Annotated in this window: 19 protein-coding genes and 3 tRNA genes; 9 read left to right on the top strand and 13 right to left on the bottom strand. The window is 67.4% G+C overall.

Going from position 1 to position 23,764, the window contains the following annotated elements; translation table 11 throughout:
- Positions 1-53: 53 nt before the first annotated feature.
- Positions 54-1,952 carry a fructose-1,6-bisphosphatase gene (locus QJ043_RS01975; RefSeq protein ID WP_283712490.1) on the top strand — a complete coding sequence of 633 codons (1,899 nt, stop codon included), beginning with the start codon at positions 54-56 and terminating at the stop codon, positions 1,950-1,952.
- Positions 1,953-2,058: 106 nt separating this feature from the next.
- On the opposite strand, the gene ftsH is transcribed toward QJ043_RS01975, so the two are convergent.
- Both ftsH and QJ043_RS01965 read right to left on the bottom strand, forming a co-directional pair.
- The gene (gene ftsH / locus QJ043_RS01970; protein ID WP_283712489.1) at positions 2,059-3,942 is read right to left on the bottom strand and encodes an ATP-dependent zinc metalloprotease FtsH; all 1,884 of its coding nucleotides are present in this window, start codon (positions 3,940-3,942) and stop codon (positions 2,059-2,061) included.
- Between the two features lie 143 nt (positions 3,943-4,085).
- Positions 4,086-4,883, bottom strand: a complete 798-nt coding sequence (locus tag QJ043_RS01965; protein ID WP_283722713.1) for a TrmH family RNA methyltransferase — start codon at positions 4,881-4,883, stop codon at positions 4,086-4,088.
- Between the two features lie 125 nt (positions 4,884-5,008).
- On the opposite strand from QJ043_RS01965, the gene QJ043_RS01960 reads away from it, so the two are divergent.
- Positions 5,009-6,448 carry a L,D-transpeptidase family protein gene (locus tag QJ043_RS01960; protein WP_283712487.1) on the top strand — a complete coding sequence of 480 codons (1,440 nt, stop codon included), beginning with the start codon at positions 5,009-5,011 and terminating at the stop codon, positions 6,446-6,448.
- Between the two features lie 158 nt (positions 6,449-6,606).
- On the opposite strand, the gene QJ043_RS01955 is transcribed toward QJ043_RS01960, so the two are convergent.
- Together QJ043_RS01955 and QJ043_RS01950 are read right to left on the bottom strand one after the other, a co-directional pair.
- Positions 6,607-6,683: transfer RNA gene (locus QJ043_RS01955), tRNA-Glu, on the bottom strand.
- A 16-nt stretch (positions 6,684-6,699) separates the two neighbouring features.
- Positions 6,700-6,773: transfer RNA gene (locus QJ043_RS01950), tRNA-Gln, on the bottom strand.
- A 300-nt stretch (positions 6,774-7,073) separates the two neighbouring features.
- Between QJ043_RS01950 and dapA the strand changes: the two genes are divergently transcribed.
- The 7 genes from dapA to QJ043_RS01915 all read left to right on the top strand — a co-directional run bounded on the left by dapA (position 7,074) and on the right by QJ043_RS01915 (position 13,600).
- A complete protein-coding gene (gene dapA / locus QJ043_RS01945) occupies positions 7,074-7,964 on the top strand; it encodes a 4-hydroxy-tetrahydrodipicolinate synthase (RefSeq protein WP_283712486.1) in 891 nt (296 codons plus the stop codon).
- A gap of 9 nt (positions 7,965-7,973) precedes the next feature.
- Complete coding sequence (gene dapB, locus QJ043_RS01940; protein ID WP_283712485.1) at positions 7,974-8,711, top strand: 4-hydroxy-tetrahydrodipicolinate reductase; 738 nt, start codon at positions 7,974-7,976, stop codon at positions 8,709-8,711.
- Positions 8,712-8,763: 52 nt separating this feature from the next.
- Entirely contained in the window at positions 8,764-9,456 is a 693-nt protein-coding gene (dapD, locus tag QJ043_RS01935; RefSeq protein ID WP_283712484.1) for a 2,3,4,5-tetrahydropyridine-2,6-dicarboxylate N-acetyltransferase, read from the top strand.
- A 43-nt stretch (positions 9,457-9,499) separates the two neighbouring features.
- Complete coding sequence (locus QJ043_RS01930; RefSeq protein WP_283712483.1) at positions 9,500-10,783, top strand: diaminopimelate decarboxylase; 1,284 nt, start codon at positions 9,500-9,502, stop codon at positions 10,781-10,783.
- Entirely contained in the window at positions 10,783-11,925 is a 1,143-nt protein-coding gene (locus tag QJ043_RS01925; RefSeq protein WP_283712482.1) for a pyridoxal phosphate-dependent aminotransferase, read from the top strand. Before QJ043_RS01930 ends, QJ043_RS01925 begins: the two co-directional genes overlap by 1 nt.
- A gap of 39 nt (positions 11,926-11,964) precedes the next feature.
- Positions 11,965-13,125, top strand: a complete 1,161-nt coding sequence (locus tag QJ043_RS01920; RefSeq protein WP_283712481.1) for a M20 metallopeptidase family protein — start codon at positions 11,965-11,967, stop codon at positions 13,123-13,125.
- 130 nt (positions 13,126-13,255) lie between these two features.
- Positions 13,256-13,600, top strand: coding sequence for a hypothetical protein (locus tag QJ043_RS01915; protein WP_283712480.1), 345 nt, complete (start codon positions 13,256-13,258; stop codon positions 13,598-13,600).
- A 181-nt stretch (positions 13,601-13,781) separates the two neighbouring features.
- Here the strand turns inward: QJ043_RS01915 and QJ043_RS01910 are convergent, their stop codons facing one another.
- The 9 genes from QJ043_RS01910 to QJ043_RS01870 form a co-directional block, all read right to left on the bottom strand.
- Complete coding sequence (locus tag QJ043_RS01910; protein WP_283712479.1) at positions 13,782-15,056, bottom strand: HipA domain-containing protein; 1,275 nt, start codon at positions 15,054-15,056, stop codon at positions 13,782-13,784.
- Positions 15,053-15,280: a helix-turn-helix domain-containing protein gene (locus QJ043_RS01905; RefSeq protein ID WP_283712478.1), complete on the bottom strand. Its 228-nt coding sequence runs from the start codon at positions 15,278-15,280 to the stop codon at positions 15,053-15,055. The genes QJ043_RS01910 and QJ043_RS01905 overlap by 4 nt, the downstream gene beginning before the upstream one ends.
- A gap of 160 nt (positions 15,281-15,440) precedes the next feature.
- Positions 15,441-15,515: transfer RNA gene (locus tag QJ043_RS01900), tRNA-Val, on the bottom strand.
- A 110-nt stretch (positions 15,516-15,625) separates the two neighbouring features.
- The gene (locus QJ043_RS01895; protein WP_283722710.1) at positions 15,626-16,177 is read right to left on the bottom strand and encodes a YaiI/YqxD family protein; all 552 of its coding nucleotides are present in this window, start codon (positions 16,175-16,177) and stop codon (positions 15,626-15,628) included.
- 610 nt (positions 16,178-16,787) lie between these two features.
- Entirely contained in the window at positions 16,788-18,221 is a 1,434-nt protein-coding gene (ffh, locus tag QJ043_RS01890) for a signal recognition particle protein (protein ID WP_283712476.1), read from the bottom strand.
- Between the two features lie 24 nt (positions 18,222-18,245).
- Complete coding sequence (gene ftsY / locus QJ043_RS01885; protein WP_283712475.1) at positions 18,246-19,142, bottom strand: signal recognition particle-docking protein FtsY; 897 nt, start codon at positions 19,140-19,142, stop codon at positions 18,246-18,248.
- Positions 19,143-22,694, bottom strand: coding sequence for a chromosome segregation protein SMC (smc, locus tag QJ043_RS01880; protein WP_283712474.1), 3,552 nt, complete (start codon positions 22,692-22,694; stop codon positions 19,143-19,145).
- Positions 22,684-23,514: a ribonuclease III gene (gene rnc / locus QJ043_RS01875; protein WP_283712473.1), complete on the bottom strand. Its 831-nt coding sequence runs from the start codon at positions 23,512-23,514 to the stop codon at positions 22,684-22,686. The genes smc and rnc overlap by 11 nt, the downstream gene beginning before the upstream one ends.
- 1 nt (position 23,515) lies before the next feature.
- The gene (locus QJ043_RS01870; RefSeq protein WP_283712472.1) at positions 23,516-23,752 is read right to left on the bottom strand and encodes an acyl carrier protein; all 237 of its coding nucleotides are present in this window, start codon (positions 23,750-23,752) and stop codon (positions 23,516-23,518) included.
- Positions 23,753-23,764: the final 12 nt, after the last annotated feature.

Genomic DNA, 23,764 nt, shown 5'->3' with positions numbered 1-23,764 from the left:
CCCTATGGCAAGGTAGAGGGGTATGTGGAAGCGAGGGACGAGGGGGCAACCACATGGACATGGACCCGCAGGAGCTGCGCTACCTTGCGTTGCTCTCCGAGCAGTTCCCCACGAGGCAGTCGGTCTTCACGGAGGTCATCAACCTCGAGGCCATCCTCGGCCTGCCCAAGGCCACCGAGCACTTCATGAGCGACGTGCACGGCGAGTACGAGGCCTTCGAGCACATCCTCAACAACTGCTCCGGCGTGATCCGCGAGCGGGTGCGCGAGGTCTTCGGCTCGGAGCTGTCCCAGGACGAGCAGGACGACCTCTGCACGCTCATCTACTATCCGGACGAGAAGCTCGAGAAGGTGGCCGACGAAATGGGCGGCCTCACGCTCGACTGGTGGCGGGCAAACCTTCTGCGCCTCGTGCGCGTGGCGAAGCACTTCGCGAGCGCGTACACGCAGTCCAAGGTGCGCAAGTCAATGCCGGTGGCCTACGCCTACATCATCGACGAGCTGCTCCGCGACCAAGCGGGACAGCCCGAGGAGCGCGCCGCCTACCACGAGCGCATCATCGAGACCATCGTGGACACCGGGTCCGGCCCGGACTTCGTGGAGTCGCTCGCCAGCCTGATCAAGCGCCTCGCGGTGGACCGCTTGCACATCGTGGGAGACTTGTACGACCGCGGGCCCCACGCCGACAAGATCCTCGACCGGCTGGCCGAGCATCCCAACGTCGACGTGCAGTGGGGCAACCATGACATCCTGTGGATGGGCGCGGCGGCCGGCTCGGAGGCGTGCCAGGCGCTCGTGGTGCGCAACAACATCCGCAGCGGCACGCTGGAGATCCTCGAGAGCTCCTACGGCATCCCGCTGCGCGAGCTGGCGCTTTTCGCGGAGCGCACCTATCGCGCGGGCGACGTGGTCTCCCCCACCGAGAAGGCCATCTCGGTCATCCTGTTCAAACTGGAAGGGCAACTGATCGAGCGCAACCCCGACTTCGGCATGGAGAGCCGGCTGCTGCTCCCGCTCGTGGACGTCGACGCGGACGTCGTGCATCTGCCGAGCGGCGACGCGCCCCTCGTGACCTGCGACCTCCCCACCCTCGACCCGGACGACCCTCTGCGGCTCACCGACGACGAGCAGCGCGTGGTGCGCTCACTCGGGAAGGCCTTCGCCGACAGCGACCGGCTCCGCGCCCACGTTGGGTTCCTCTACCAGCAGGGCTCCCTCTACCGTGTGGACAACGGCAACGTGCTCTTCCACGGCTGTGTGCCGATGAATGAGGACGAGCTCTTCACCACCTGCCACCTGCGTGGCAAGCCCCGCGCCGGCCGCGACCTCTTCGACTGGATGGACCGTGAGGCGCGTCGGGCGTGGATGGCACCGACCCAGGAGAGCCTCGACCTCATGTACTACCTCTGGTGCGGGCCCCTGTCGCCGCTCTCCGGTCGCGTGATGAAGACCTTCGAGCGCACGTTCGTGGCCGACAAGAGCACCTGGACGGAGCCGCGCGACCCCTACTGGGAGCTCACGCGCTCGCCGTCCGTCTGCAAACAGGTGCTGCGCGAGCTGGGTGGCGACCCAGAGCACGGGCACATCGTCAACGGCCACACACCGGTCAAGGCGTCGAGCGGCGAGAGCCCTGTGCGGAGCGGCGGCAAGGTGATCGTGATCGACGGCGGGTTCTGCCGCGCCTACCACAAGGCCACCGGCATCGCCGGCTACACCCTCATCGCCGACAAGGACGGCCTCCGCATCAAGGCGCACCGCCCGTTCACGTCCATCGGGGACGTGCTCGACCTCAACGCGGACATCATGAGCGACACCGACCGCTTCGAGACGAGCGACCGGCCCCTCCTTGTCGAGGACTCGGACACCGGCGACGAGATCCGCTCGCGCATCGCGGACCTGCGGGCGCTGCTGGACGCCTACAACCGGGGCATCTTGAAGGAGCGGGAAAGCTAGCGGCACGGCGGCCAGGTCGAAGAACGGAGAGGGGCCCGGTTCCGAGCGTATGGCTCGGAACCGGGCCCCTCTCTCGACAGGACGCCCGCGGCGACGCGGGACGCTCCTACTCGCTCGCCTTCGGCAGGTAGTCGTTGTCGCGGGTGAAGATGTTCATGAACTCCTCGCCCGTGATGGTCTCCTTCACCTGCAGGTAGCGAGCCAGTTCGTGCAGCTTGAACTGGTTCTGGCGCAGGATCTGGAGGGCGTTCTGGTGCGCCTCCTCCACGATGCGCATGACCTCGGCGTCGATCTCCTGCGCGGTGCCTTCCGAGCACGTGAGCGACGTGTCGCCGCCCAGATAGCGGTTCTGCACCTGACCGAGCGCCACCATGCCGAACTTGTCGCTCATGCCGTACTGCGTGACCATGTTCCGGGCCAGCTTGGTGGCACGCTCGATGTCGTTCGAGGCGCCCGTCGTGACCTCCTTGAAGATCAGCTCCTCGGCCGAGCGGCCGCCGCACATGACGGCGATCTGCTGCATCGCCTCTTCCTTGGTGACGAGGTAGTGCTCGTCCTCCTCCACCTGCATCGTGTAGCCAAGGGCGCCCGAGGTGCGCGGGACGATCGTGATCTTCGAGACCGGCGCCTGCCCCTTCTGGGCGGCCGCGACCATGGCGTGGCCGATCTCGTGATAGGCCACAACCTTCTTCTCGCGCTCGGAGAGCACCGTGCTCTTGCGCTTCTCGCCGGCGATGACCACCTCGACGGCTTCCTGGACGTCCTCCTGCGTCACACGGCTGCGGCCCATACGGACGGCGCGGAGCGCGGCCTCGTTGATGATGTTCGAGAGGTCGGCGCCGGACGCACCGGGCGTGGCGCGGGCGATGACGTCGAGGTCGATGTCGCCGTCCATCTTCACATCGTCCGCGTGCAGCGCGAGGATCGCCTTGCGGCCGGCAAGGTCCGGAAGCTCCACCGGCACGCGACGGTCGAACCGGCCGGGGCGCAGCAGCGCCGGGTCGAGAGTGTCCGGCCGGTTCGTGGCGCCGATGACGACGATGCCCTTGTGGTTGTCGAAGCCGTCCATCTCGGTGAGCAGCTGGTTGAGCGTCTGCTCGCGCTCGTCGTTGGTGGTGAGGCCGGCGTCGCGCCTCTTGCCCACCGTGTCGATCTCGTCGATGAAGACGATGCACGGCGCCTTCTCGTTGGCCTGCTTGAAGAGGTCGCGCACCTTCGCGGCGCCGCGGCCGACGAACATCTCGACGAACTCCGAGCCGGAGATGCTGAAGAACGGCACCTTGGCCTCACCGGCCACAGCCTTGGCGAGGAGCGTCTTGCCGGTGCCCGGGGGGCCGACGAGCAACGCGCCGCGCGGCAGCTTGGCACCGATGGCCTCGTATTTCTTGGGGTTCTCGAGGAACCCGACGAGCTCCTCGAGGGACTCTTTGGCCTCATCTTGACCGGCTACGTCCTTGAAGGTGACGCCGGTCTCCTTCCCGGCCACCACCTTGGCACCGGACTTGCCCATGTTCCCCATGCCGAAGCCGCCCCCGCCGAAGTTCATCGACGGGCCGTCGTCACCGGCTTGCTTCTTGAGCTGTCGGTTGAGCGCCCAGCCGCCGAGCACCAGCAGCAGGATCGGCAGGCCGTAGATCAGCAACATGTAGAGCCAGATGTCGCTCGAGGTGTCCTCGATCTTGGCCGAGAACTGCACGTTGTGCTTCTCCAAGCGCGACACCAGCGTCGTGTCGTCCGGGAAGAGCGTCGTGCGGTAGGTGGTGGCGTCCTGGCCAGTGCCATCGGTGAAGAGGATCGCGTCCGTGCTCGTGTTGAGCTGGACTTCCTTCACCTTGTTGGTGTCGACCATCTCGAGGAACGTGGAGTAGTCCACGTCCTTGACGGCGCCGCTCGACACCGAGGGGTACACGACCGACCTCAGTATCAGGACGATGACCACCGCGATGATCACGTAGAGGATCATCGATTGGCGTTTCTTCTTCTCATCCATAGGGTGCTTCCTGCCTCCTTATGAGAGGGGTTGGAACACGTGTTTGCCCATTAAACCACAACGCCCGCCGCCCAGGGACGGCCGGCGAGAACCACCATACAAGGGATATGGGTGTCGCCGACGTGGTTTCCACCCGAACACACTCATCGGCCACGCGCGCACAGCTCCCAGAAGAACACGGCGCTCGCGGCGGCCACGTTGAGCGAGTCAACGCCGTGGGCCATCGGGATCCGCGCAACGAGGTCGGCCCCCTCCACGGCATCGCGGCTGAGGCCGTCCCCCTCCGTGCCAAAGAGCAGCGCGAGGCGCTCGGGCGCGGCGAGCGCCGGGTCGCCGAGCGGCAGGGCGTCCTCGCGCAGTGCGCAGGCGCAGGTTACGAAGCCCGCCCGGGCGAGCACGTCGAGACCCTCCGGGAACCGCGGGACGCGGGCCCACGGCACGAGGAACACACTGCCCATGGACACGCGGACGCACCGCCGAGAGAGGGGGTCCGCACAGGTGGGCGTCAGGAGCACCGCGTCACAGCCGAGCGCCGCCGCAGAACGGAACACGGCGCCCACGTTCGTGGTGTCCGTGAGGCCCTCGAGCACCGCGACGCGACGGCACCCTTCGAGGACCTCTTCCGGCGCCCTCTGCTCCGGGCGTTCCATCGCGCACAGCACGCCCCGGTTGTGCGGGTAGCCCACGAGCCGGGAGATCTCCTCGCGCGGCAGCACGAACGCCGGCACGTCGGGGTTCTCCTCCAAAAGCGGCCGCAACGGAGTCAGGCGCGTGTCCTCGAGCAGGAACGCCAGCGGGCGCACACCCGAGGAGAGCGCGGTGCGGACCACCTTCTCGGACTCCGCTATGAAAACGCCCTGCTCGGCCTCCCGACAGCGGCGCAGCTGGTGGTCCGTAAGGGATGCGAACCATGCGAGCCGCTCGTCGTCCAGTGACCTCACTCCGCAAATAATCATTGCGCTTCTGATGCTTTCTTGAATAGGTCCCCCTAAGGACCCCCTTTGACCGGCTGCGCTACCATACCGCAGTGACTTTCTTCTTTTCTTTTCGAAACGTGAGGTGTTCCATGCCGAAGACCGCCAAGCGACTCGGCACGGGCGCCAAGGTGGCCATTGGGGTCACCGGCGCCCTCTGTGTGGTGTACGTCGCCGGCGTTGCGTTCTTCTCGTCCGTGTTCATGCCGAACACGACGCTGCTCGGCCGCAACGTGTCCCTGCGGACCGTCTCGAACGTCGCTGCGAGCCTCGATGGCCGCACCAACGCGTACGTCCTCACGGTGGAGGGCGACGGGCTCGACCTGAGCATCCCCGGCACCGAGATCTCGCTCACCTTCGACGGCTCCGCGTACACGCGCAGCGCCATCGAGGAGACGAACCCCTGGGCGTGGCCCATCGAGGTGTTCGCCACACACGACATCACAAGCGCGCATGGCGCCTCCTACGACGCCGACCGACTCAAGGAGGTCGTGGAGTCCGCAGTCAACACCTTCAATGAGAAGGCGTCCGATCCGGTGAACGCCACCATCGGCTACGACGAGGGGGCGAAGGCGTTCGTCGTGAAGGCCGAGCAGCCCGGCACGAAGCTCGACTCGAACGCCGTGCTCTCCTCCGTGAAGGCGGCGGTGGACGAGTTCAAGACGTCGGTGACGCTCGGCGAAGCCGACCTCGTGAAAGCCACCGTCACCTCCGAGGACAAGGCGCTCCAGAAGGCGGCCGACGAGGCCAACGAGTACCTCAAGGCCAACGTGAAGCTGGCGCTCGACGGTCTCGACGCGGGCACCATCGACGCGGGCAAGATCATCGACTGGGTGACGCTCGACGAGAACCTCGCCGCCACGCTGGACACCGACGCCATCAGGTCTTGGGGCGCGAACGAGCTGTCCCACCAGCTCGACACCGTCGGCACCGCGCGCACCTACACGCGGCCGGACGGCAAGACGGTCACCGTCACCGGCGGGTCCTATGGCTGGAACATCAACTCCACGGAGCTGGCCGACCAGCTCGTGAGCGCCATCGAGAACGGCCAGACCACGACCCTCCAGGTCCCCACCTACCAGACGGCGGAGCAACTGCCCGACGCGAACGGGAAGGACTGGGGCGACACCTACATCGACGCCGATCTCGCCGAGCAGCACGCCCGCATGTACCAGGGCGGCCAGCTGGTGTGGGAGTCCGACTTCGTGAGCGGGAACTCCTCCATGGGCTACGACACCCCCACGGGCGTCTACTTCATCGACAGCTACTTCAACAAGACGAGCCCCTCCTCGACGCTGATCGGCAAGACGGACCCGGAGACCAAGAAGCCGGAATACGAGACGCCCGTCTCGTACTGGATGCCCTTCGTGGGCAACGCCATCGGGTTCCACGACGCCACGTGGCGCTCGAACTTCGGCGGGACCATCTATCAGACCAACGGCAGCCACGGGTGTGTGAACCTTCCCGCCGACAAGGCCGCCGAGCTCTGCAACCTGATCAACCAGGGCACCGTCGTGGTGGTGCACGGGTAGCGGGCATCTGACACGCACGACCCCACGGGCTCTTCGGAGCCCTTTTTCATGGGTTGGACAAGCCGCAGCGGACTCGTTGCCGCACTCATTCCGTACGCCAGAGCCACGCCCTCAGCTGCACGGCAAGAAAAAAGCCACCCGGAGGTGGCTGGAAGATTTGGTAGCCCGTACCAGATTCGAACTGGTGATCTCCGCCTTGAGAGGGCGGCGTCCTGAACCGCTAGACGAACGGGCCATTATGTAAGCAGGACTGGCTGGGATAGAGAGAGTCGAACTCCCATTGACGGAACCAGAATCCGCTGTCCTGCCATTAGACGATATCCCAATGCGATAAAGTCCCGCGCGTTGCTGTTCCCGCAACGCGAGAAAACACTCTACGGGATGAATCCCGGTCGCGCAAGCCCCAAATCGAAGAAATCTGGCCTTCATGGAACTTGACGGTTTCTGTAACTCGCGGGGCAGCTGTTCCACCGTGATGTCGGCCGCCGGTGCCCTGCCGCGGCCCACAGCCCGTCCGGCCCCTGCGATGGTTACACCCGTGTTTTCGGCCGCGCTTGCGTAACGTTGCAGACACCGGACCCTCCCTACCATTCCCCTATCTGTCGCTTTGAGAGGAGGGCCCACCATGACCGAGAATCCCTTGTTCCGTGGCGCGGGCACCGCGCTCATCACCCCATTGACACCTGCGGGGGTTGACTACGACTCCTTCGGGCGCCTTATCGACTGGCAGGTCGAGTCCGGCACGGACGCCCTCATCATCGCCGGCACCACGGGCGAGGGCTCCACCCTCGACGACGCCGAGCACATCTCGGTGGTCAAGTACGCAGTGGAGCGCACGGCCGGCCGCGTGCCCGTGATCGCCGGCACCGGCTCCAACGACACCAACTACGCGGTGCACCTCACCAAGGCCTGCTGCGAGGTGGGCTGCGACGGCGTCCTTGTGGTGACGCCCTACTACAACAAGGCCACCCAGCGTGGCCTGGTCGAGATGTTCAACGTGATCGCCGACGCCTCGACGGTGCCCGTGATCCTCTACAACATCCCAAGCCGCACCGGCGTCGACATCAAACCCAGAACCTATCTCCAACTCTCCGAGCACCCCAGGATCCGCGGCATCAAGGAGGCCAACGGCGACATCGGCGCGCTGGTCGAGACGATGAGCCTCGTGGGCGACAAGATGGACGTGTACTCCGGCAACGACGACCAGATCGTCCCGTTCCTCTCGATGGGCGCGGCCGGTGTGATCTCGGTGCTCGCGAACCCGATGCCCGCTCAGACGCACGACCTGTGCCAGAGGTTCTTCGACGGCGACGTGGCCGGCGCCGCAGCGCTCCAGTGCACGTACCAGCCCCTCGTTCGCGCGCTCTTCAGCGAGGTGAACCCCATCCCCGTCAAGGCCGCGATGGCCGCCATGGGCTACCGTGAGGACCACCTGCGGTTGCCGCTCACGCCGATGGAGCGCGCAGACCGAGAGGTCCTGCTCGCCGAGATGCGCGCCCTCGGCCTGATCAGCTAGGGGGGCACGGTGGACGTCATCATCAACGGAGCAGCCGGACGCATGGGACACGTGCTGGCGGGGCTTGAGGGCTTCGCGGGCTCACGGGTGGTCGCCAAGGTCGACCGCGCCTACGAGCGGAGCACGAACGCGCTGCAGTTCTCCTCGCTCGCCGACGTTCCGGCGGACGGCGTGGTGCTCGACTTCTCGAACCACACAGGCACCGAGCAGCTGCTCGCGACCTGCGTCGAGCGCGGGTTGCCAGTCGTGATCGCAACAACGGGGCACACCCCCGAGGAGCGTGCGCTTGTCGAGCAGGCCGCCAGGTCAGTGCCGATGTTCTTCGCGCCCAACATGTCCCTCGGCGTCGCGCTGCTCATGGATCTGGCCCGAACTGTGGCCGCAGCTCTGCCGGATGCCCAAATCGAGATTGTGGAGGCACACCACGACCAGAAGCTCGACGTGCCGAGCGGGACGGCGCTCGGCATCGCCCGAGCCATCCAAGAGGTGCGACCGAACGCGACCTTGAACGTCGGCAGGCACGAGAACGGGAAGCGGACGAACGACGAGATCGGCATCCACTCGCTCAGGATCGGCACGGTGGTCGGGGTCCATGAGGTGCTCGTCTCGACGGGCGCGGAGACCATCACGCTCAAGCACGAGGCCCACGACCGCGCGCTGTTCGCTCAGGGCGCCCTTCGGGCGGCCGCGTTCCTTGCGGGCCAGGGCCCCGGCCTCTACGGTATGAGGGACCTCATCGCCCACTAACCGCGCGTCATGCCAAGCCGTCGCGGCACGACCAAGACCAGAACGGAGCCTTGTGGACGCCCAGCAGATCATCCAGTACATCGCCGACGCCGAGAAGACCACGCCGGTCAAGCTCTATGTGAAGGAGCGCGAGGCCATCGACTACGGGAGCGCGCAGGTTTTCGGCACCGGCGACAAGATCGTCTTCGGCGACTGGCGGGAGCTGCAGCCGATCCTCGCGCAGAACGCCGACGCCATCGAGGACATCGTCGTCGAGAACGACCGGCGCAATTCCGCGATCCCGCTGCTCGACCTCAAGGACGTGAACGCCCGCATCGAGCCGGGTGCGCTGATCCGCGAGAACGTGCAGATCGGGGACGGCGCCGTGATCATGATGGGCGCGATCATCAACATCGGTGCGACGATCGGTCCGGGCACGATGATCGACATGGGGGCGGTCCTCGGCGGCCGCGCGACGGTGGGTGCCAATTGCCATGTGGGAGCGGGCGCGGTGCTCGCCGGTGTGATCGAGCCCGCCAGTGCGACGCCCGTGATCGTGGAGGACAACGTGCTCATCGGCGCGAACGCCGTGGTGATCGAGGGCGCGCACGTGGGTCGCGGGGCCGTCGTGGCCGCGGGCGCCGTCGTGATCGAGGACGTGCCCGAGAACGCCGTGGTCGCCGGGTGTCCCGCGCGCGTGATCAAGACCAAAGACGACAAGACGACGCAGAAGACGGCCCTCGAGTCCGCTCTGCGCACGCTGTGAGCCCCCTAGAGAGGCTCGCCTCGCACACCGTCAGGAGGCTCCGATGAACGCCACGCTCCCCTTCTCCCGCGGCCAGGCCGCACTCTGGCGCGAGCGCTGGGGCACGCCGTTCTATGTCTATGACGAGCAGGGCATCACGGACGCCGTCCGCGAATGGCAGGCCGCCTTCGCATGGAACCCGGGGTTCCGCGAGTACTTCGCCGTCAAGGCCACGCCCACCCCGGCCATCCTGCGGTTGCTCGCGTCTGTCGGCTGCGGCTTCGACTGCGCCTCGGTCCCGGAGCTGGTGCTCGCCGCCAGTTGCGGCGCACGGGGCAGCGACATCATGTTCACCTCCAACGAGACACAGCCGCACGAGTACCGCGCCGCCGCCGAGCTGGGAGCCATCGTCAACCTCGACGACCTCACGCAGGTCACGAACCTCGCGGAGTCCTCCGGCGTTCCCGAGACGGTGTGCTGTCGCTACAACCCGGGCGCCTTCCACGGCACCAACGCCTTCATGGGCGACCTCGCTGACTCCAAGTTCGGCATGCCCCGCGACCAACTGTTCCAAGCGTTCTCCCTGCTCCGGGACCTCGGCGCGACGCGCTTCGGCGTCCACGCGATGCTCGCCAGCTGCTCGCTCGACGAGGACTACTACCCCGCGCTCGCCCGGGAGCTCTTCTCGCTCGCCAACGAGCTGCGCCGTGAGACGGGCGTCGACATCGCTTTCGTGGACCTGGCAGGGGGCATCGGCATCCCCTATCGCCTGGAGGACCGGCCCGTGGACTTCGTCTCGGTGGGTGCCCGGGTGCACATGGCCTACGACGAGCTCGTGTCGCCCGAGCACCCGCTCGCCATCTACACGGAGCTCGGCCGTGCCATCACCGGGCCGCACGGATACCTGGTGGCGAGCGTCGTCGGCCACAAGCACACCTTCCGCGAGTACGTTGGGCTCGACGCCAGCGCGGCAGACCTCATGCGGCCGGCCATGTACGGCGCCCACCATCACATCAGCGTGCTCGGCAGCGAGCTGGATCCCCCGGACGGCCTGTTCGACGTGGTGGGCCCTCTGTGCGAGAACAACGACAAGTTCGCCGTCCAGCGACCGCTGCCGGAGACCGAAGTGGGCGACCTCGTGGCCATCCACTCGGCCGGGGCTCACGGCAGGTCCATGGGCTACAACTACAACGGCCGGCCTCGCTGCGGCGAGTTGCTCCTGCACCCGGACGGCAGCGCCGAGCAGATCAGGCGCCGCGAGACCATCGAGGACCTCTTCGCCACCTTGGACGTGGACGATCGGTTCTCCATCCTTGGTACACAAGCGGGTTCTGACGAGGACGCCTGATGATCGAGCGCATGAACCCGGCCCTGAGCGGAGTCACCCCCAGCGCGATCCGGCGCTTCTCCGCGCTCGCCAAGGAGACGCCCGGTTGCATGGCGCTCACGCTCGGCGAGCCGGACTTCGACACGCCCGCACCGGTGGTCGCCGCAGCGGAGACAGCGCTCGAGCGCGGCGAGACGCACTACATCGCCAACAACGGGCGCGAGGACCTCCGCGAGGCGATCAGCGCGTACGAGCGCGAGCACCATGGGCTTCGTTACGCGCCGGACGAGGTCATCGTCACCGTCGGGGCCACGCAGGCCCTGTTCCTCGCCCTCTTTGGAATCCTTGAGCCAGGGGACGAGTTGGTCGTCCCCACGCCCGCCTACCCGCTCTACGCGGAAGCGGCGAAGCTGTGCCGCGCCACGCCGGTGTTCCTCGATACGACGGCGTCTGCCTTCCAGATCGAGCCGGACGCCCTGGCCGCCGTCATCACGCCGCGCACGAAGGCCATCGTGCTCAACTCCCCGAACAACCCCACGGGCGCGGTTCTCGGCCTCCCGTCGCTCCAGGCCGTGCACGACGCAATTATCGGCCGCGGCATCTTCTCGGTCTGCGACGACGTGTACCGCGAGCTGACCTATGGGGGGCGGCCGCACTCGCTGGCGGAGTTCCAAGACTTGCGCGGCCAGGTGCTCGTGGCCCAGAGCTTCTCGAAGCCCTGGGCGATGACCGGCTGGCGCATGGGCTACCTGCTGGGCGACCGCAAGGTGGTGCAGAGGCTCGCTCTCGCCCATCAGTTCATGGTGTCGTCCACGCCGGCGCCGTTCCAGCGCGCCTGCGTCGAGGCGCTTGGCACCGACCCAGGCCCCATGGTGGAGACCTACCGCGCGCGGCGCGCGTACGTGCTGGAGCGACTCGAAGCCATCGGGCTCCCGGTCGTGCGGCCCCAGGGCGCGTTCTACGTGTTCCCGTCCGTGGCGGAGTTCCCGATGGGCTCGGAAGAGTTCTGCACGCGGCTCATCCGCGAGGGCGGCCTTGCCCTGACGCCCGGCTCGTGCTTCGGCGCCGAGGGGTACGTGCGTCTCTCCTACTGCTACAGCAACGAGGACCTGCGCGAGGGCCTCGACCGTCTGGAGCGCTTCATCTCATCGATCCGACATTGAGCCGCCAACCATCGGGTTTTGGCTCATAGGGAGGTGTCCATGGCGCCCGACTTTCTCACCGAGGCCCGCGCGATCGCGCCGAAGCTGGCGCGGCTCCGCCACGACATCCACGAGCACCCGGAACTCGGGCGCCGCGAGGAGCGCACCGCCTCCCTTGTGGAGGGGTTCCTCTCCACGCACGGCGTCGCCACCGCGCGCCCCTGCGACGACACTGCAGTGCTTGGCGATCTCGCTGGCGCCCATCCCGGACCCACAGTGGCAATCCGTGCGGACATGGACGCGCTCCCCATCGTCGAGCAGACCGGCTGCGCGTTCCGCTCCCACGAGCCAGGACGCATGCACGCCTGCGGGCACGACGTGCACACAGCGGCGCTGCTCGGAACTGCAGCCTTGCTCGCGGCCCACCGAAACGACCTTTCCGGCGCCGTGCGCTTCCTGTTCCAACCCGACGAGGAAGGGGACGGGGGCGCCCAGGGCTTGGCGGACGCAGGAGTGCTCGACGGCATGACGGCCGTGTTTGGGGCGCATGTGGACCCGACGCTGCCGTTCGGGACCGTAGGGGTGCGGTACGGCAAGTTCTACGCGGCCTCCGACATGTTCGATGTCACGGTGCGTGGGAGGTCTGCACACGCCGCGCAGCCAGAGAAGGGTGTCGACGCGCTGGCCGCTGCGGCCGAGATGGCGCTCGCCGTGCGACGGCTTCCCGAGAGGCTCGCGCCCGAGCCCGCGGTGGTGTCCGTCGGAACTCTGAACGGGGGCACCGCTCGCAACGTCATCGCCGATGCGGCGACGTTCACCGGCATCATGCGGACGCTGGGACGCGATAGCCGCGAGCGGCTCCGCACCGACCTTCAGAGGGCGCTGGACGCCATCGCCGAGAGAACTGGCACCACCTATAGTCTCGAGCTTCGCCCCAGCTATGGGGGCGTGGTCAACACGGAGCCCGAGACGCACCTTGCAGAGAGGGCGGCCGTGGCACTTCTCGGACGCGACAACGTCAGGGCTATCGAGCAACCATTGATGACCACCGAGGACTTCGGTGCCCTCATTGACGCCTGTGGCGCAGGGTCCTTCTATCACATCGGCGTCGGGGGCGGCGAGTCATTGCACAGCGCGCGTTTCCTTCCGAGCGATGAGGCGGTCCCCTTGGGAGCGGCTCTGCACGCAGCAGTGGCGTGGCGGGCACTCGGGCTTGGCTAGCACATATCTGTTCTTGTCGAACCCAACACAATAGGCGAACATGTTTTCCTGCGTCGCACATGTGTTCTGTCCTCTGTTATACTGTCCTCATACAGACGTTCCCTCGCGGAACCCAGATGGGAGGACGCTCATGGAGACCGCATTCGAAGCCCGCCGCAACCGCTACGCCAAGTCCATTGCCCGAGCACACTTCCACGAGCACCTGCCCGAGGCCGAGGCCAGCAACGCGCAGATCGAGACCGTGATGAGCCTGGCGGCCGAGGGCGCCTGCCCCAAGTCCTACGCGAAGCTGGCCGAGCGCCGCGTGCTCGACAAGGAGGAGGCGTCGCAACTGATCGAGGCCGCCCTGCGGTTCAAAGCGCGCCGCAAACGCGGCATCCGCATCCCCTTCCGCCCCTGTGAGAGCAAGCGCGCCGTACAGGAGCGCCTGCGCTGCTCGGTGGCGCAACCGGAGCAGCTGCGGCTGGCGCTGTAGAAGGCGATATGCCGGAGGGAAGCGGCTGTTTTGTCGTGCCGCGCTGCCAGGTGCCACGCACTTGGCAGCAGCCGTGCAAAACAGGACGGCCGCCGGTTTCCCGACGGCCGTCCTCATTTCTGGTGGGCGTTACAAGATTTGAACTTGCGGGCGCTTCCCTGACACGGAAGGGGTCACACGTTCAAATCTTTGTGAAACGCTCGAGGACGGCGATGCGCGGCCCAGCGTCCGCAAGAATGGCTGAAGCCGTCTCCGCCAAAGGACCTTCCCCACTGGAGAACTCGTCCAGCGCGCGCCGGCCCTCCCTTGCGATGCTCTCTGCCACAGCCTTCATCCTCCGCACCGGCAACCGGACGTCCCCCGCCAGAAGCCCCAAGTCATCCGGCGTCACCTCGTCGATCACCCGATGATCGCCGATGTCCATGGCCAGTCGCCGGTCGTAACCCAGCACCGTCGTACTCACGACGTCATAGGCCGGTGCGAGACGCTTCGACTGCCAGTCCTCCGAGTACAGAAACGCATGGTTCTTGAGATGCGCGTCACAGTTGCCGAGCAGGTAGTTCACCAAGGCACGACCGGCGAACTCGACCGTGTCCGCCAAAGCATTGGCGGACTGCTTGCGAACGACCTCGCCCACGTACCTCGCATAGCAGGTGTCCGGCCTCTCCTCGTATTTGAGATACGAGGAGAGCCGAAGCGCCTGACAGAAGTCCAACTGGTGCAGGCGCAGGGGAGTCGAGCGCCCGGTTGCCCATGTCCGGTCGAACCTTTGCACCGCCACGGCCCCGGGAAAAGCAGTGGGTAGGCACGCACGGGCGACGCTCAACCCGCAGCGCCGCGCGACTTCCAGGCACAGCCACTCATTCTCAGCAAGGGTTGGGTGCTCTGAGCCGGCAACCTTCACGACATGCGTAGACGGCGCCGCGCCGAGAGGAACCGCCCAGCAGGCCAATGCGGCCTCAGCGGGATCAGTTTCTTGCGGGAGGAACAGACCCGTCTTTCCCTGCGCCCCACTTAGGGACAGTCGCGAGGCCTCTACGGCTCCAACAAGGAAGGCCGTCTCGTCGCGGCGGAACGCCTCCGCGTCCTCCGCAGTCAGCTGTCGGTAACCCGGCTCAGAGGGCGGAGCCTCCGGACTGCGAAACATGAGAGCCCCAATGCACTCGTCGCTGAGCAGCTCCAAGAGCCCCAGATAGTCTGAGCGGTCAACGCGATGTCGGGCACACAGCTCTCCCCGCATGGGACCTTCCGGAACCATCCCGTCAAACAGCGAGGCATAGTCGTGCGGCCCATAAGGGCGCGAGGTCAGAGACAGCCAAGGCGCCAAGGGCACGGCATTAGTGCGCTCCAGGTAGCCCTCGTCGTAGGAGAACGCACGAGCGCTAGGCTCACCATCAGAGAACGCGCCGACTTTCTCGAACTCGCCCTTGAACTCGCGCCAGACCTCCAGGCTCACCGAACCTCTCCCCTCTCCTGCACGAGCAGGTCGAGGCCGATGCTGTTGCACACGTCGAGCACACGCGCGAACGTGCCCCCAGCCACGCCGCGCTCCAGATCGCCCACGAAACGAGGACTCACCTGGTTGAACTCGGCCACCTCTTCCTGGGTGTAGCCCAGCGCCTTCCGGCGCCTGCGCACGGCGGCGCCGAGCTGCGCAAGGGATTCAAGCGTCTCGGCCATGGGATGCTCCTTCCCGTATGGGAAGATTCTTGCTCCGTTTGGCAAGAATCTTCCCATACGGGATGATTTCGCTCGAAGAAACCAAAACCTTCCCAAATAGGAAGGCGTGCTATCTCATAAACAAAACGGCCGCCGGTTTCCCGACGGCCGTCCTCATTTCTGGTGGGCGTTACAAGATTTGAACTTGTGACCTCTTCCGTGTCAGGGAAGCGCTCTCCCCCTGAGCTAAACGCCCTTGTGTGTCGCTCGCGCAACGGATTAAGACTATAGCGGAAGCTCGATGCGATGCAACCGGCAATCTCACTTCTTCGCAACTCCGCCGGTCGTCGGGCACGCGCCCGTGGTTCAGAGTGCTTGTCGGCGACCCTCCGCAATGAGTCTCTCTAGTCCACTGCGGAACCGTCGGCGATCATCGCTGGAGAACTTGTTCGGACCCCCGGTACGCTCACCGTTGCGCCGGGCCTTCTTCTCCTCGTGACGGATGAAAAGCTGCATATCGATGGTTGCCCTGTCGTACACGCGGCCGCGCACGCCGATGGCCCGCGCTTCCCTGCCGAGCACCATCGCAGCGAGCCCTATGTCCTGCGTCACCACGATGTCGCCCGGTTCGAGGTCTTCCACGATCGCAAAGTCTGCGCTGTCTGCGCCGCCCTGGCACGTCACGGTCTCGATCCAGAACCCGCGTTTGCCGTCCTTCGACGAGCGAGGGTCGCCTGGGCGCACATGCCGCTCCAGGTTCTGCGTGCCGTTGCCGTAGAGCGCCGCGGGCACTCCTCGGTCGCGGCAAATCTCCAGCGTCTCGCGTGTGACGGGACACGCGTCGGCGTCAATGAGAACCCTCACAGCCCTCCCCTCCCAGGCGTGGTCACCGCTGCCGTCCGTCCAGTAGGTATGCATTCTGCAGGCACAATACGACGGATTCGGGCGCCCCGGCAGATTACCTGGCATCCTGCGCGCACAATGCCGGTCTTCTCGGCAGAAAGGTGCTGACCGCCCGATAGAGACGCATCCTACGCGCGTAATGCGAGGTTTCGCGGCGCCCAGGCGCACAACGCCCGACTTCCGCGCATCCTGCGCGCGTCATGCGGCATTCTCCGACGCCGTAGCCTGTCGTGCCAGATAGACGCCTGTCCCGCGTGCGGAATGCGGGATTTCCGGACGCGCCACCCCGTCGCGCCCGATTCCCCTGCATCCTGCGCGCACGTTGCGACGTTCTCCGGCACAGCGGCCTCTCGCGCCGGATTAACGCGCATCCTGCGGGCGCGATGCGCGGTTTCGCGGCGCCACTGCCTCTTGTGCCCGATTCCCTCGCATCGTGCATGCGCAATGTGGGGCTTCTCGGCAGAGAGCCGCTCAACGCCCGATAGGCACGCATTGTGCGCGCGTGATGCGAGGGTTCCCGGCGGCCAGGCGCGCGGCGCCCGATTCTCTCGCATCCTGCGCGCGTAATGCGAGGTTTCCCGGCGCCAAGCCGACCGACCGGCCGCCCTTCCGAGCCAGCGCCCCGCTACCGGTTCTTCTTCCGCGCGGCGGCGCGGCGCTGCGCTCGGTTCCCTGCCATCTGCGGCTGGCCGCCCTGCCCCGGCAGGCCACCCGCCATCTGGTTCATCATGCGCTTCATCTGCTTGGGGTTCATGTTCCCGGAGTTCATCATCGAGCGCATCTTGCCCATCATCTTGTTCATCTCGTCCCACTGTTTGATGAGGGCGTTCACCTCCTGCACCGTGTGCCCGGAGCCCCTTGCGATACGCTGGCGCCGCATGCCGTTGATGATCTTCGGCTTGTCGCGCTCCTCCTGCGTCATGGACCGGATCATCGCCTCGATGCGCACGAGCTGTTTCTCGTCGGCCGCCTCGGGCGTCTCGCCCAGAAGCTTGTCGCCGCCCGGCAGCATAGAGATGATCTTGCCGAGGCCGCCCATCTTGCGGATGGACTGGAGCTGGTCGAGCATGTCGTCCATCGTGAGGCCCTGCATGAGCATCTTCTCGGCCTTGCGCGCCTGCTCCTCGTCGGCCATCTCCTGCGCCGCGTCGATGATGCCGTACATGTCGCCCATGCCGAGGATGCGCCGCGCCATGCGGTCCGGGTGGAACACCTCGAGCGAGCTGGGCTTCTCGCCCATGGACACGAACTTGATGGGCTTGCCGGTGACCTCGCGCACGCTGAGCGCGCCGCCGCCTCGGGCGTCGCCGTCCAGCTTGGACATGATCACGCCGTCGAAGTCCGTGCGCTCGGCGAACTCCGTGACCACGTTCACGATGTCCTGGCCGGTCATCGCGTCGACCACCATGAGCACCTGGTCCGGGCGCACGGCGCTCTTGATGTCCACGGCCTCCTGCATCATGAACTCGTCGATCTGCAGGCGGCCGGCGGTGTCCACGATCACGACGTCGCACAGTTTGTCGACGGCCTCTTGCACGGAGTCCTTCGCGATCTGCACCGGGTGCTGCCCGTCGCCGCGGAACACCGGCACGCCGATCTCCTTGCCGAGCGTCTCCAGCTGGTCGGCCGCCGCCGGACGGTACACGTCGCAAGCCGCGAGCAGCGGGTTGCGCCCCTGCTTCCGCAGCAGGTACGCCAGCTTGACGCAGGCCGTGGTCTTGCCGGAGCCCTGAAGGCCGACGAGCATGATCACGTTGGGCGTGCGGTTCTGCGCCATCGTGAGCTTGGACTCCGTGCCCCCGAGCAGCTCCGTGAGCTCCTCGAGCACGATGCGCACGACGTTCTGCGAGGGCGTCAGCGAGTCGAGCACCTCGCTCGTCATGCAGCGCTCCTTGCAGCTCGCGACGAAGCGCTTCACCACCTTGAAGTTGACGTCCGCCTCGAGCAGCGCCAGGCGGATCTCGCGCATCGCGACGTTGATGTCGTCCTCCGTGAGGCGACCCTTGCCGCGGAGCTTGTCGAAGGTGCCCTGCAGGCGGTCGGACAGGCTGTTGAACATGGAAGGTCCTCTCTGGCCTGGTGGCTACTCGATGCCCACGAGGGCGTCGCAGAAGTCGTGCGCGCTGAACCGCTGGAAGTCGTCGATGGTCTCGCCCACGCCGATGCGGAGGATCGGCAACCGCAGGTCGTGGCTGATGGCGACCGCGATGCCGCCCTTGGCCGTGCCGTCGAGCTTGGTCACGATCAGGCCGTCGAGGTCCAGCGCGTCGTTGAACTCCTTGGCCTGGGAGAGGCCGTTCTGCCCGGTGGTGGCATCGACGACGAGGACCACGCTCACCGGCATGTTGGCGCGCTTGCGCGTGACCGACACCACCTTCGCCAGCTCGCGCATCAGCTCCTGGCTGGTGTGCAGGCGCCCGGCGGTGTCGATGAGGACGAGCTGCTCGTGCTGGCGCTCGGCCACGTCGAGCACGTCGTAGCACACGGAGGCCGGGTCCGCGCCGCGGTCGCGGGTCACAAGCTGGCAGCCGGCACGGTCGGCCCAGACGTCCAGCTGCTCGATGGCGGCCGCGCGAAACGTGTCGGCGCCGCCGATGATGGTGGGGATCATCTGCTGCTTGGCGGCGTTGGCGAGCTTGCCCACCGTCGTGGTCTTGCCCGCCCCGTTGATGCCCACGAAGAGCACACAGCTCGGGACGTCGTCGAACGGGTCGCGCTCGATGGGGGCGAACTCCGCGGCCAGACGGTCCGAGAGCGCCCGGCGCAGCTGCCGGTCCGTGCGCAGGTTCTCGCGGGCCGCCTGCTCGCGCAGGTCGTCCGTCACGGCCATGGCCACCTCGGCGCCGAGGTCGCCCATCACGAGAGTGTCCTCGAGGTCCTCCCAGAAGTCCTCGTCCACCTCGCCGCCGAAGTAGAAGATCTCGTTGAGCGCCTCGCGCGAGCGGCTGAGGCCCTTCTTCAACCGGTCCTTGAAGCCCATTTAGACGTCCACCACCTTCCCGGTCGCGCGGTCGAGCCGCTGCGACACCACCTGGCTCACGCCGTCCGCGTGCATCGAGACGCCCCACAGGACGTCCGCCTGCTCCATCGTACGACGCTGGTGAGAGATGACGATGAGCTGGGTCTCCTCCTTGAGCCGCTCGATCGCCGCCAGAAGCTTATCAAGGTTGGAGTCGTCCAGCGCGGCCTCCACCTCGTCGAACACATAGAACGGCACCGTGCGCGTGCGGTACACCGCGAAGAGCAGCGCGAGGGCGACGAGCGAGCGCTCGCCTCCCGAGAGGAGCGCGAGCTTCGGGACCTTCTTGCCCTGGGGCTGCACGAAGACCTCGATGCCCGTCTCGCCGGGGTGATCCGGGTCCGTCATCTCCAAGTGACCCGTGCCGCCCGGGAAGAGCATCTGGAAGACCTCGCGGAAGTTCTCGTTCACCGCATCGAAGGTGGCCACGAAGGCCGCGCGCATCTTCCGGTCGATCGCACTCTGGATCTTGTCGAGGCTCTTGCGCGCGCCCTCGAGGTCCGCGAGCGACGCCGCGATGTGGTCCGCGCGCTCCTTGAGCCGCTGGTACTCCTCCATCGCCACCTGGTTCACCGGGCCGATGGCCTTGATGTCGCGCTCGAGCTTGGCCACCTCGCGCTCAAGGGCGCCGCGGTCCTCCGACTCCGGGAGCTTGAGGGCCTCTTCCAGGGGCATCGCGTCGCACGCGCGGACAGCGTCCACGGCGGTGCGGACGCGCTCCTCGAGCCGCCCGGCCTTCACGTTGCTCTCGTTGAGCCTGGAGGTGGCCCGGTCGAGGGCCTGCTTGGCCTCGGTGGCCTCGGCGCGGGCGTCGTTGATCGTCTTCTTGAGGTCCTGGGAGTCCGCCTCGGCGAGCGACGCGCGGTCGCGGAGGCGGGCCGCCCACTCGAGCAGCCGCTCGTGGAGCGCGTCGTATCGGTCGTGCAGCGGATCGACGCGCAGCCGCAGCACCTCGAGGGCGCGCGTCGACTCCACGGCGGACTGGACGCGCTTGTCGAAGGTGTCAATGGAACGGCGCAGCTCCTCGCAGCGCACCTCCAGGTGCCGCCGGCGCTCCGTCACCGTGGCGAGCTCGAGCTTGCACGCGGACGCCGCCTGGCGGGCCTGGGACTCCGTCCGCTCCGCCTCGCTGCGAGCGGCCTCGAGCTCCTCCGCCTCCACCGCAAGGGCCTGGGAGCGCTTGGCCGCCTTCTCCTCCTTGGCGCGAAGCTCCGCCAGCTGCGGGCGAGCCTCCTCCATGCGCTGGGCGGCCTGGGCGCGCTTCTTCTCGAGCGCCGCCACCTCGGACGCGCCGCGCGACACCGCCCCCTCCAAACGCCCGGCCTCACGACGCGCCGCGTCCACCTCGGCGTTCAGGCGGTTCAGCGACGACCGCGCCCGCTCGCGTGCGTCACGCGCGTCACGCACGGCGTCGTTGGCCGCACGAGAAGCCGCGCGGGCCGACTCCAGCGCCTCCTCCATCTGGGGCACGCGCTGCTCGAGGTTCGTCACGCGGCGCTTGCGCTCCAGCACGCCCTCGTCCGAGCCGGCCTCGACACCCACCGTGGTCGAGGCGCCTGTGGCCACCGCGAGCCCGTCCTCGGTGATGAAGGTCAACCCGGGCGCCGCGTGCGCCGCTGCGGCCGCCTCCTCGGCCGTCCCCACCACCCGCACAGGGCCAAAGAGCGCCCGCGCCAACGGCGACGGGTCATCGCAGCGGAGCCGGTCCAGCAACGCCTCACCCGGCCCTTGAGACGCGACAGAGGCCTCTGCCCCCTCGGGAGCGTCGAGGATCGTCACGGCGCCACCGGCGGTCCTGCGCCGCCAGGCCGCGTCCACAAGCGCGCGCCCGTCTCCCTCGGCCGGCACCAAAGCCTGCAGCTCCGAGCCGAGCAACCGCTCCACGAGCGCGTCCGCTCCTTCTGGCGCGTTGGCGAGGTCGGCCACCAAGGCGTCGGCCAGGGTGCCGCGGACAAGACCAGCCTCTTGCTTGAGCAACGCCTTCGCGAGGGCGCCGCTCGGCCCCACCGACGCGTCCACCGACCTCAGTGCCTTGAGCTCCGCCTCCGCCTCCCGGAGCGCGCGCGTCGCGGCGTCCTCCTGCTGACGGTGCTCGCGCTGTGACCGGGAAGCCTCCTCGACGGCCTTCGACGCGGCGTCGAGCGCCTTGCGGGCATCGGCCACGCCGTGCTCGGCGTCAGCGAGACGGGCGCGCGCCGAGGTGAGCGCCTCGGCGTCCGTGGCCTGCGATTCCTGCAGCGCGCGGATCCGATCCGCGAACAGGTCGTCCTCGACCTCCGCATGGCTCAGGCGCTCCCGAAGCTTGGCCTGGGCAAGAAACGCGTCGTCGCGGTCCCGCTGCGCGGCACGAGCCTCGGCCGACACGGCGGCGGACCGTTCGCGCACGGCGCGCAGCGCAGTCGCCGCCTCGTCAGCTGCGGGACCGAGCTCCGCCAGAGACGAGCGTAAGGTCCCCTGCCGTGCGCGCACCGCTTCGAGCTCGGTCTCGGAGGCCTCGAGCTCCTGGGCGGCATCGCGCCGCTGACGTTCCAGCGAGGAGAGGCTCATGCGGGTCTCGGACAGCTTCGAGACCATGTTGCGGCCCTTCTCCTCCAAGAGCCGCATGTCGCTCTCCAGGCGCCCGAGCTTGTCCTGCACGCGCCGGCGCTGCTCGCCGAGGTCGCCCACGAAGAGCCCCTTCTGCTCGAGCAGCGCTTGGAGCTTCTCCAGGTTCTCGGCGCGGTCCTCGGCACGGTAGTCGGCAAGCTCGACCGCGGCCTCGGCCTCGGTGCGCTCGGCCTTCACGGCCTCCCACTCAGCTTGGAGCCGGCGGAGGTCGTCCACGGCTAGCTGGGTCGCCGCCAGGCCGCGCCGGGCCTCGAGGTCGTTGTAGCGCTGTGCCTTGTCCACCTGGCGCTCCAACGGGCGCAACTGTCGCTTGATCTCGCGGTCGAGGTCGCGCGCGCGGCGCACGTTCTCGTCCATCGACTTCAGCTTGCGGGCCGCGCGCTCCTTTCGGCGGCGGTGCTTGGAGATGCCGGCCGCCTCCTCGATGAGCTCGCGGCGCTGCTCGGGCTTGGCCTGCAGCACGGCGTCCAGCTTGCCCTGGCTGATGATGGAGTGGGTCTCCTTGCCAAGGCCCGAGTCGTGCAGGATGTCCTGCACGTCCATCAGGCGGGCCGGCGCGCCGTTGATCAGGTACTCGCTCTCGCCGGAGCGGTACATTCGCCGGGTGACGCCCACCTCCTCGAAGTCCACTGGCAGCGTGCCATCGGAGTTGTCGAGGACGAGCGTCACCTCGGCAAGGCCCGCAGGGCCGCGCGCCGAGGAGCCCGAGAAGATCACGTCCTCCATGGCCTGGCCGCGGAGCTGCTTGGCGCTCTGCTCGCCGAGGACCCAGAGGATTGCGTCGCTCACGTTGGACTTGCCGGAACCATTGGGCCCCACCACGACGGAGAGGCCCGGGTCGAACACCATGTGCGTGCGGGCGGCGAAGGACTTGAAGCCCTTCAAGGTGAGGGATTTAAGGTACACGGGGCTCCTTTGCGGGGTCCGTCTCGACCGCCACCACCACCGGGGCGTCCAAGGCCGCCCCCTCGTCGTCGAAATCGTGCGCCAGCACGTGGCCGCGCACCTGACCCGTGCCCGTGCCCGCCGTCAGGCGCATGAGCGCGTGCTGGGCCGCTGCGGCCTCGCTCGCCTTTTTCGAGCGGCCGGACCCGCGGCCCACGCGGACGCCCTGTACCCGCACGACGCTCGTGAAGGTGGGCGCATGCTCCGGCCCCTCCTCCGAGACGAGCTTGTACTCCACGTCGCAGTGAAGGTCGCGCTGCACGAGCTCCTGGAGCGCGGACTTCGCGTTGACCGGGCGGAGCGGGATGTCGCCGTTCATCATCGGTGACAGCGTGCGCTGAACGAAGGCCTGCGCGGGCTCGAAGCCGCCATCCAGGTAGAGGGCCCCCACGAGCGCCTCGTAGACGTTCTCGAGGGCAGAGTGCAGCCCGCGGGCCTCGGTGCCCAGCTCGGACTCGCCGAAGACGATGCAGTCGGCCACGCCGAGGCCGCGGGCGATGTCCGAGAGGGTCTCCCCTGCGACGAGCGCCGTCTCGATGCTCGAGAGCTCGCCCTCGTCCTTCGCGGGGAACTTCCGGAACAGGTCCTGGGCCACGATGGCACCGAGGATCGCGTCACCGAGGAACTCGAGCCGCTCGTAGGAGGCCGAGACGGGCAGTCCCTCGGCAGCCGACGGATGGGTGATGGCCGCCTCGATGAGGTGACGGTCGGTGAACTGGTGATCGAGGATCTCCTCGGCCTTCCGGGCCTTCGAGGCGACCTCGCGCGAACGGGAGCCCACGCTACTCAGCGGCCATGATCGCGTCGATGGCGTCCGCGATGGTCTGGATGTCGACGAGCTGGTCGTCGTCCAAAGAGGCGTCGAAGGCGTCCTCGAGGGCGGTCACGAGCTCGATCTTGTCGAGCGAGTCGGCGGACAGGGAGTCGAAGGTGGTCTCCTCGGTGAGCTCGTTGACGTCCGCGTCCATGGTCTCGGCCACGGTCTCGACGACCTTCTGGTACACGTCGTTGCGGTCCATGGTGTTCCTTGT

It is taken from the genome of Kribbibacterium absianum, from assembly GCF_030067705.1.
Classification (GTDB): domain Bacteria; phylum Actinomycetota; class Coriobacteriia; order Coriobacteriales; family Atopobiaceae; genus Kribbibacterium; species Kribbibacterium absianum.
This window is presented reverse-complemented; position numbering and strand designations above follow the sequence as displayed.

What these genes read in the sequence shown, in the direction of transcription:
- QJ043_RS01975 (WP_283712490.1), top strand. Translation starts at nt 54, where the DNA reads ATGGACATGGACCCGCAGGAGCTGCGCTACCTTGCGTTGCTCTCCGAG.
- ftsH (WP_283712489.1), bottom strand. Translation starts at nt 3,942, where the DNA reads ATGGATGAGAAGAAGAAACGCCAATCGATGATCCTCTACGTGATCATC.
- QJ043_RS01960 (WP_283712487.1), top strand. Translation starts at nt 5,009, where the DNA reads ATGCCGAAGACCGCCAAGCGACTCGGCACGGGCGCCAAGGTGGCCATT.
- dapA (WP_283712486.1), top strand. Translation starts at nt 7,074, where the DNA reads ATGACCGAGAATCCCTTGTTCCGTGGCGCGGGCACCGCGCTCATCACC.
- QJ043_RS01930 (WP_283712483.1), top strand. Translation starts at nt 9,500, where the DNA reads ATGAACGCCACGCTCCCCTTCTCCCGCGGCCAGGCCGCACTCTGGCGC.
- QJ043_RS01925 (WP_283712482.1), top strand. Translation starts at nt 10,783, where the DNA reads ATGATCGAGCGCATGAACCCGGCCCTGAGCGGAGTCACCCCCAGCGCG.
- QJ043_RS01920 (WP_283712481.1), top strand. Translation starts at nt 11,965, where the DNA reads ATGGCGCCCGACTTTCTCACCGAGGCCCGCGCGATCGCGCCGAAGCTG.
- QJ043_RS01915 (WP_283712480.1), top strand. Translation starts at nt 13,256, where the DNA reads ATGGAGACCGCATTCGAAGCCCGCCGCAACCGCTACGCCAAGTCCATT.
- QJ043_RS01905 (WP_283712478.1), bottom strand. Translation starts at nt 15,280, where the DNA reads ATGGCCGAGACGCTTGAATCCCTTGCGCAGCTCGGCGCCGCCGTGCGC.
- QJ043_RS01895 (WP_283722710.1), bottom strand. Translation starts at nt 16,177, where the DNA reads ATGCATACCTACTGGACGGACGGCAGCGGTGACCACGCCTGGGAGGGG.
- ffh (WP_283712476.1), bottom strand. Translation starts at nt 18,221, where the DNA reads ATGTTCAACAGCCTGTCCGACCGCCTGCAGGGCACCTTCGACAAGCTC.
- ftsY (WP_283712475.1), bottom strand. Translation starts at nt 19,142, where the DNA reads ATGGGCTTCAAGGACCGGTTGAAGAAGGGCCTCAGCCGCTCGCGCGAG.
- QJ043_RS01870 (WP_283712472.1), bottom strand. Translation starts at nt 23,752, where the DNA reads ATGGACCGCAACGACGTGTACCAGAAGGTCGTCGAGACCGTGGCCGAG.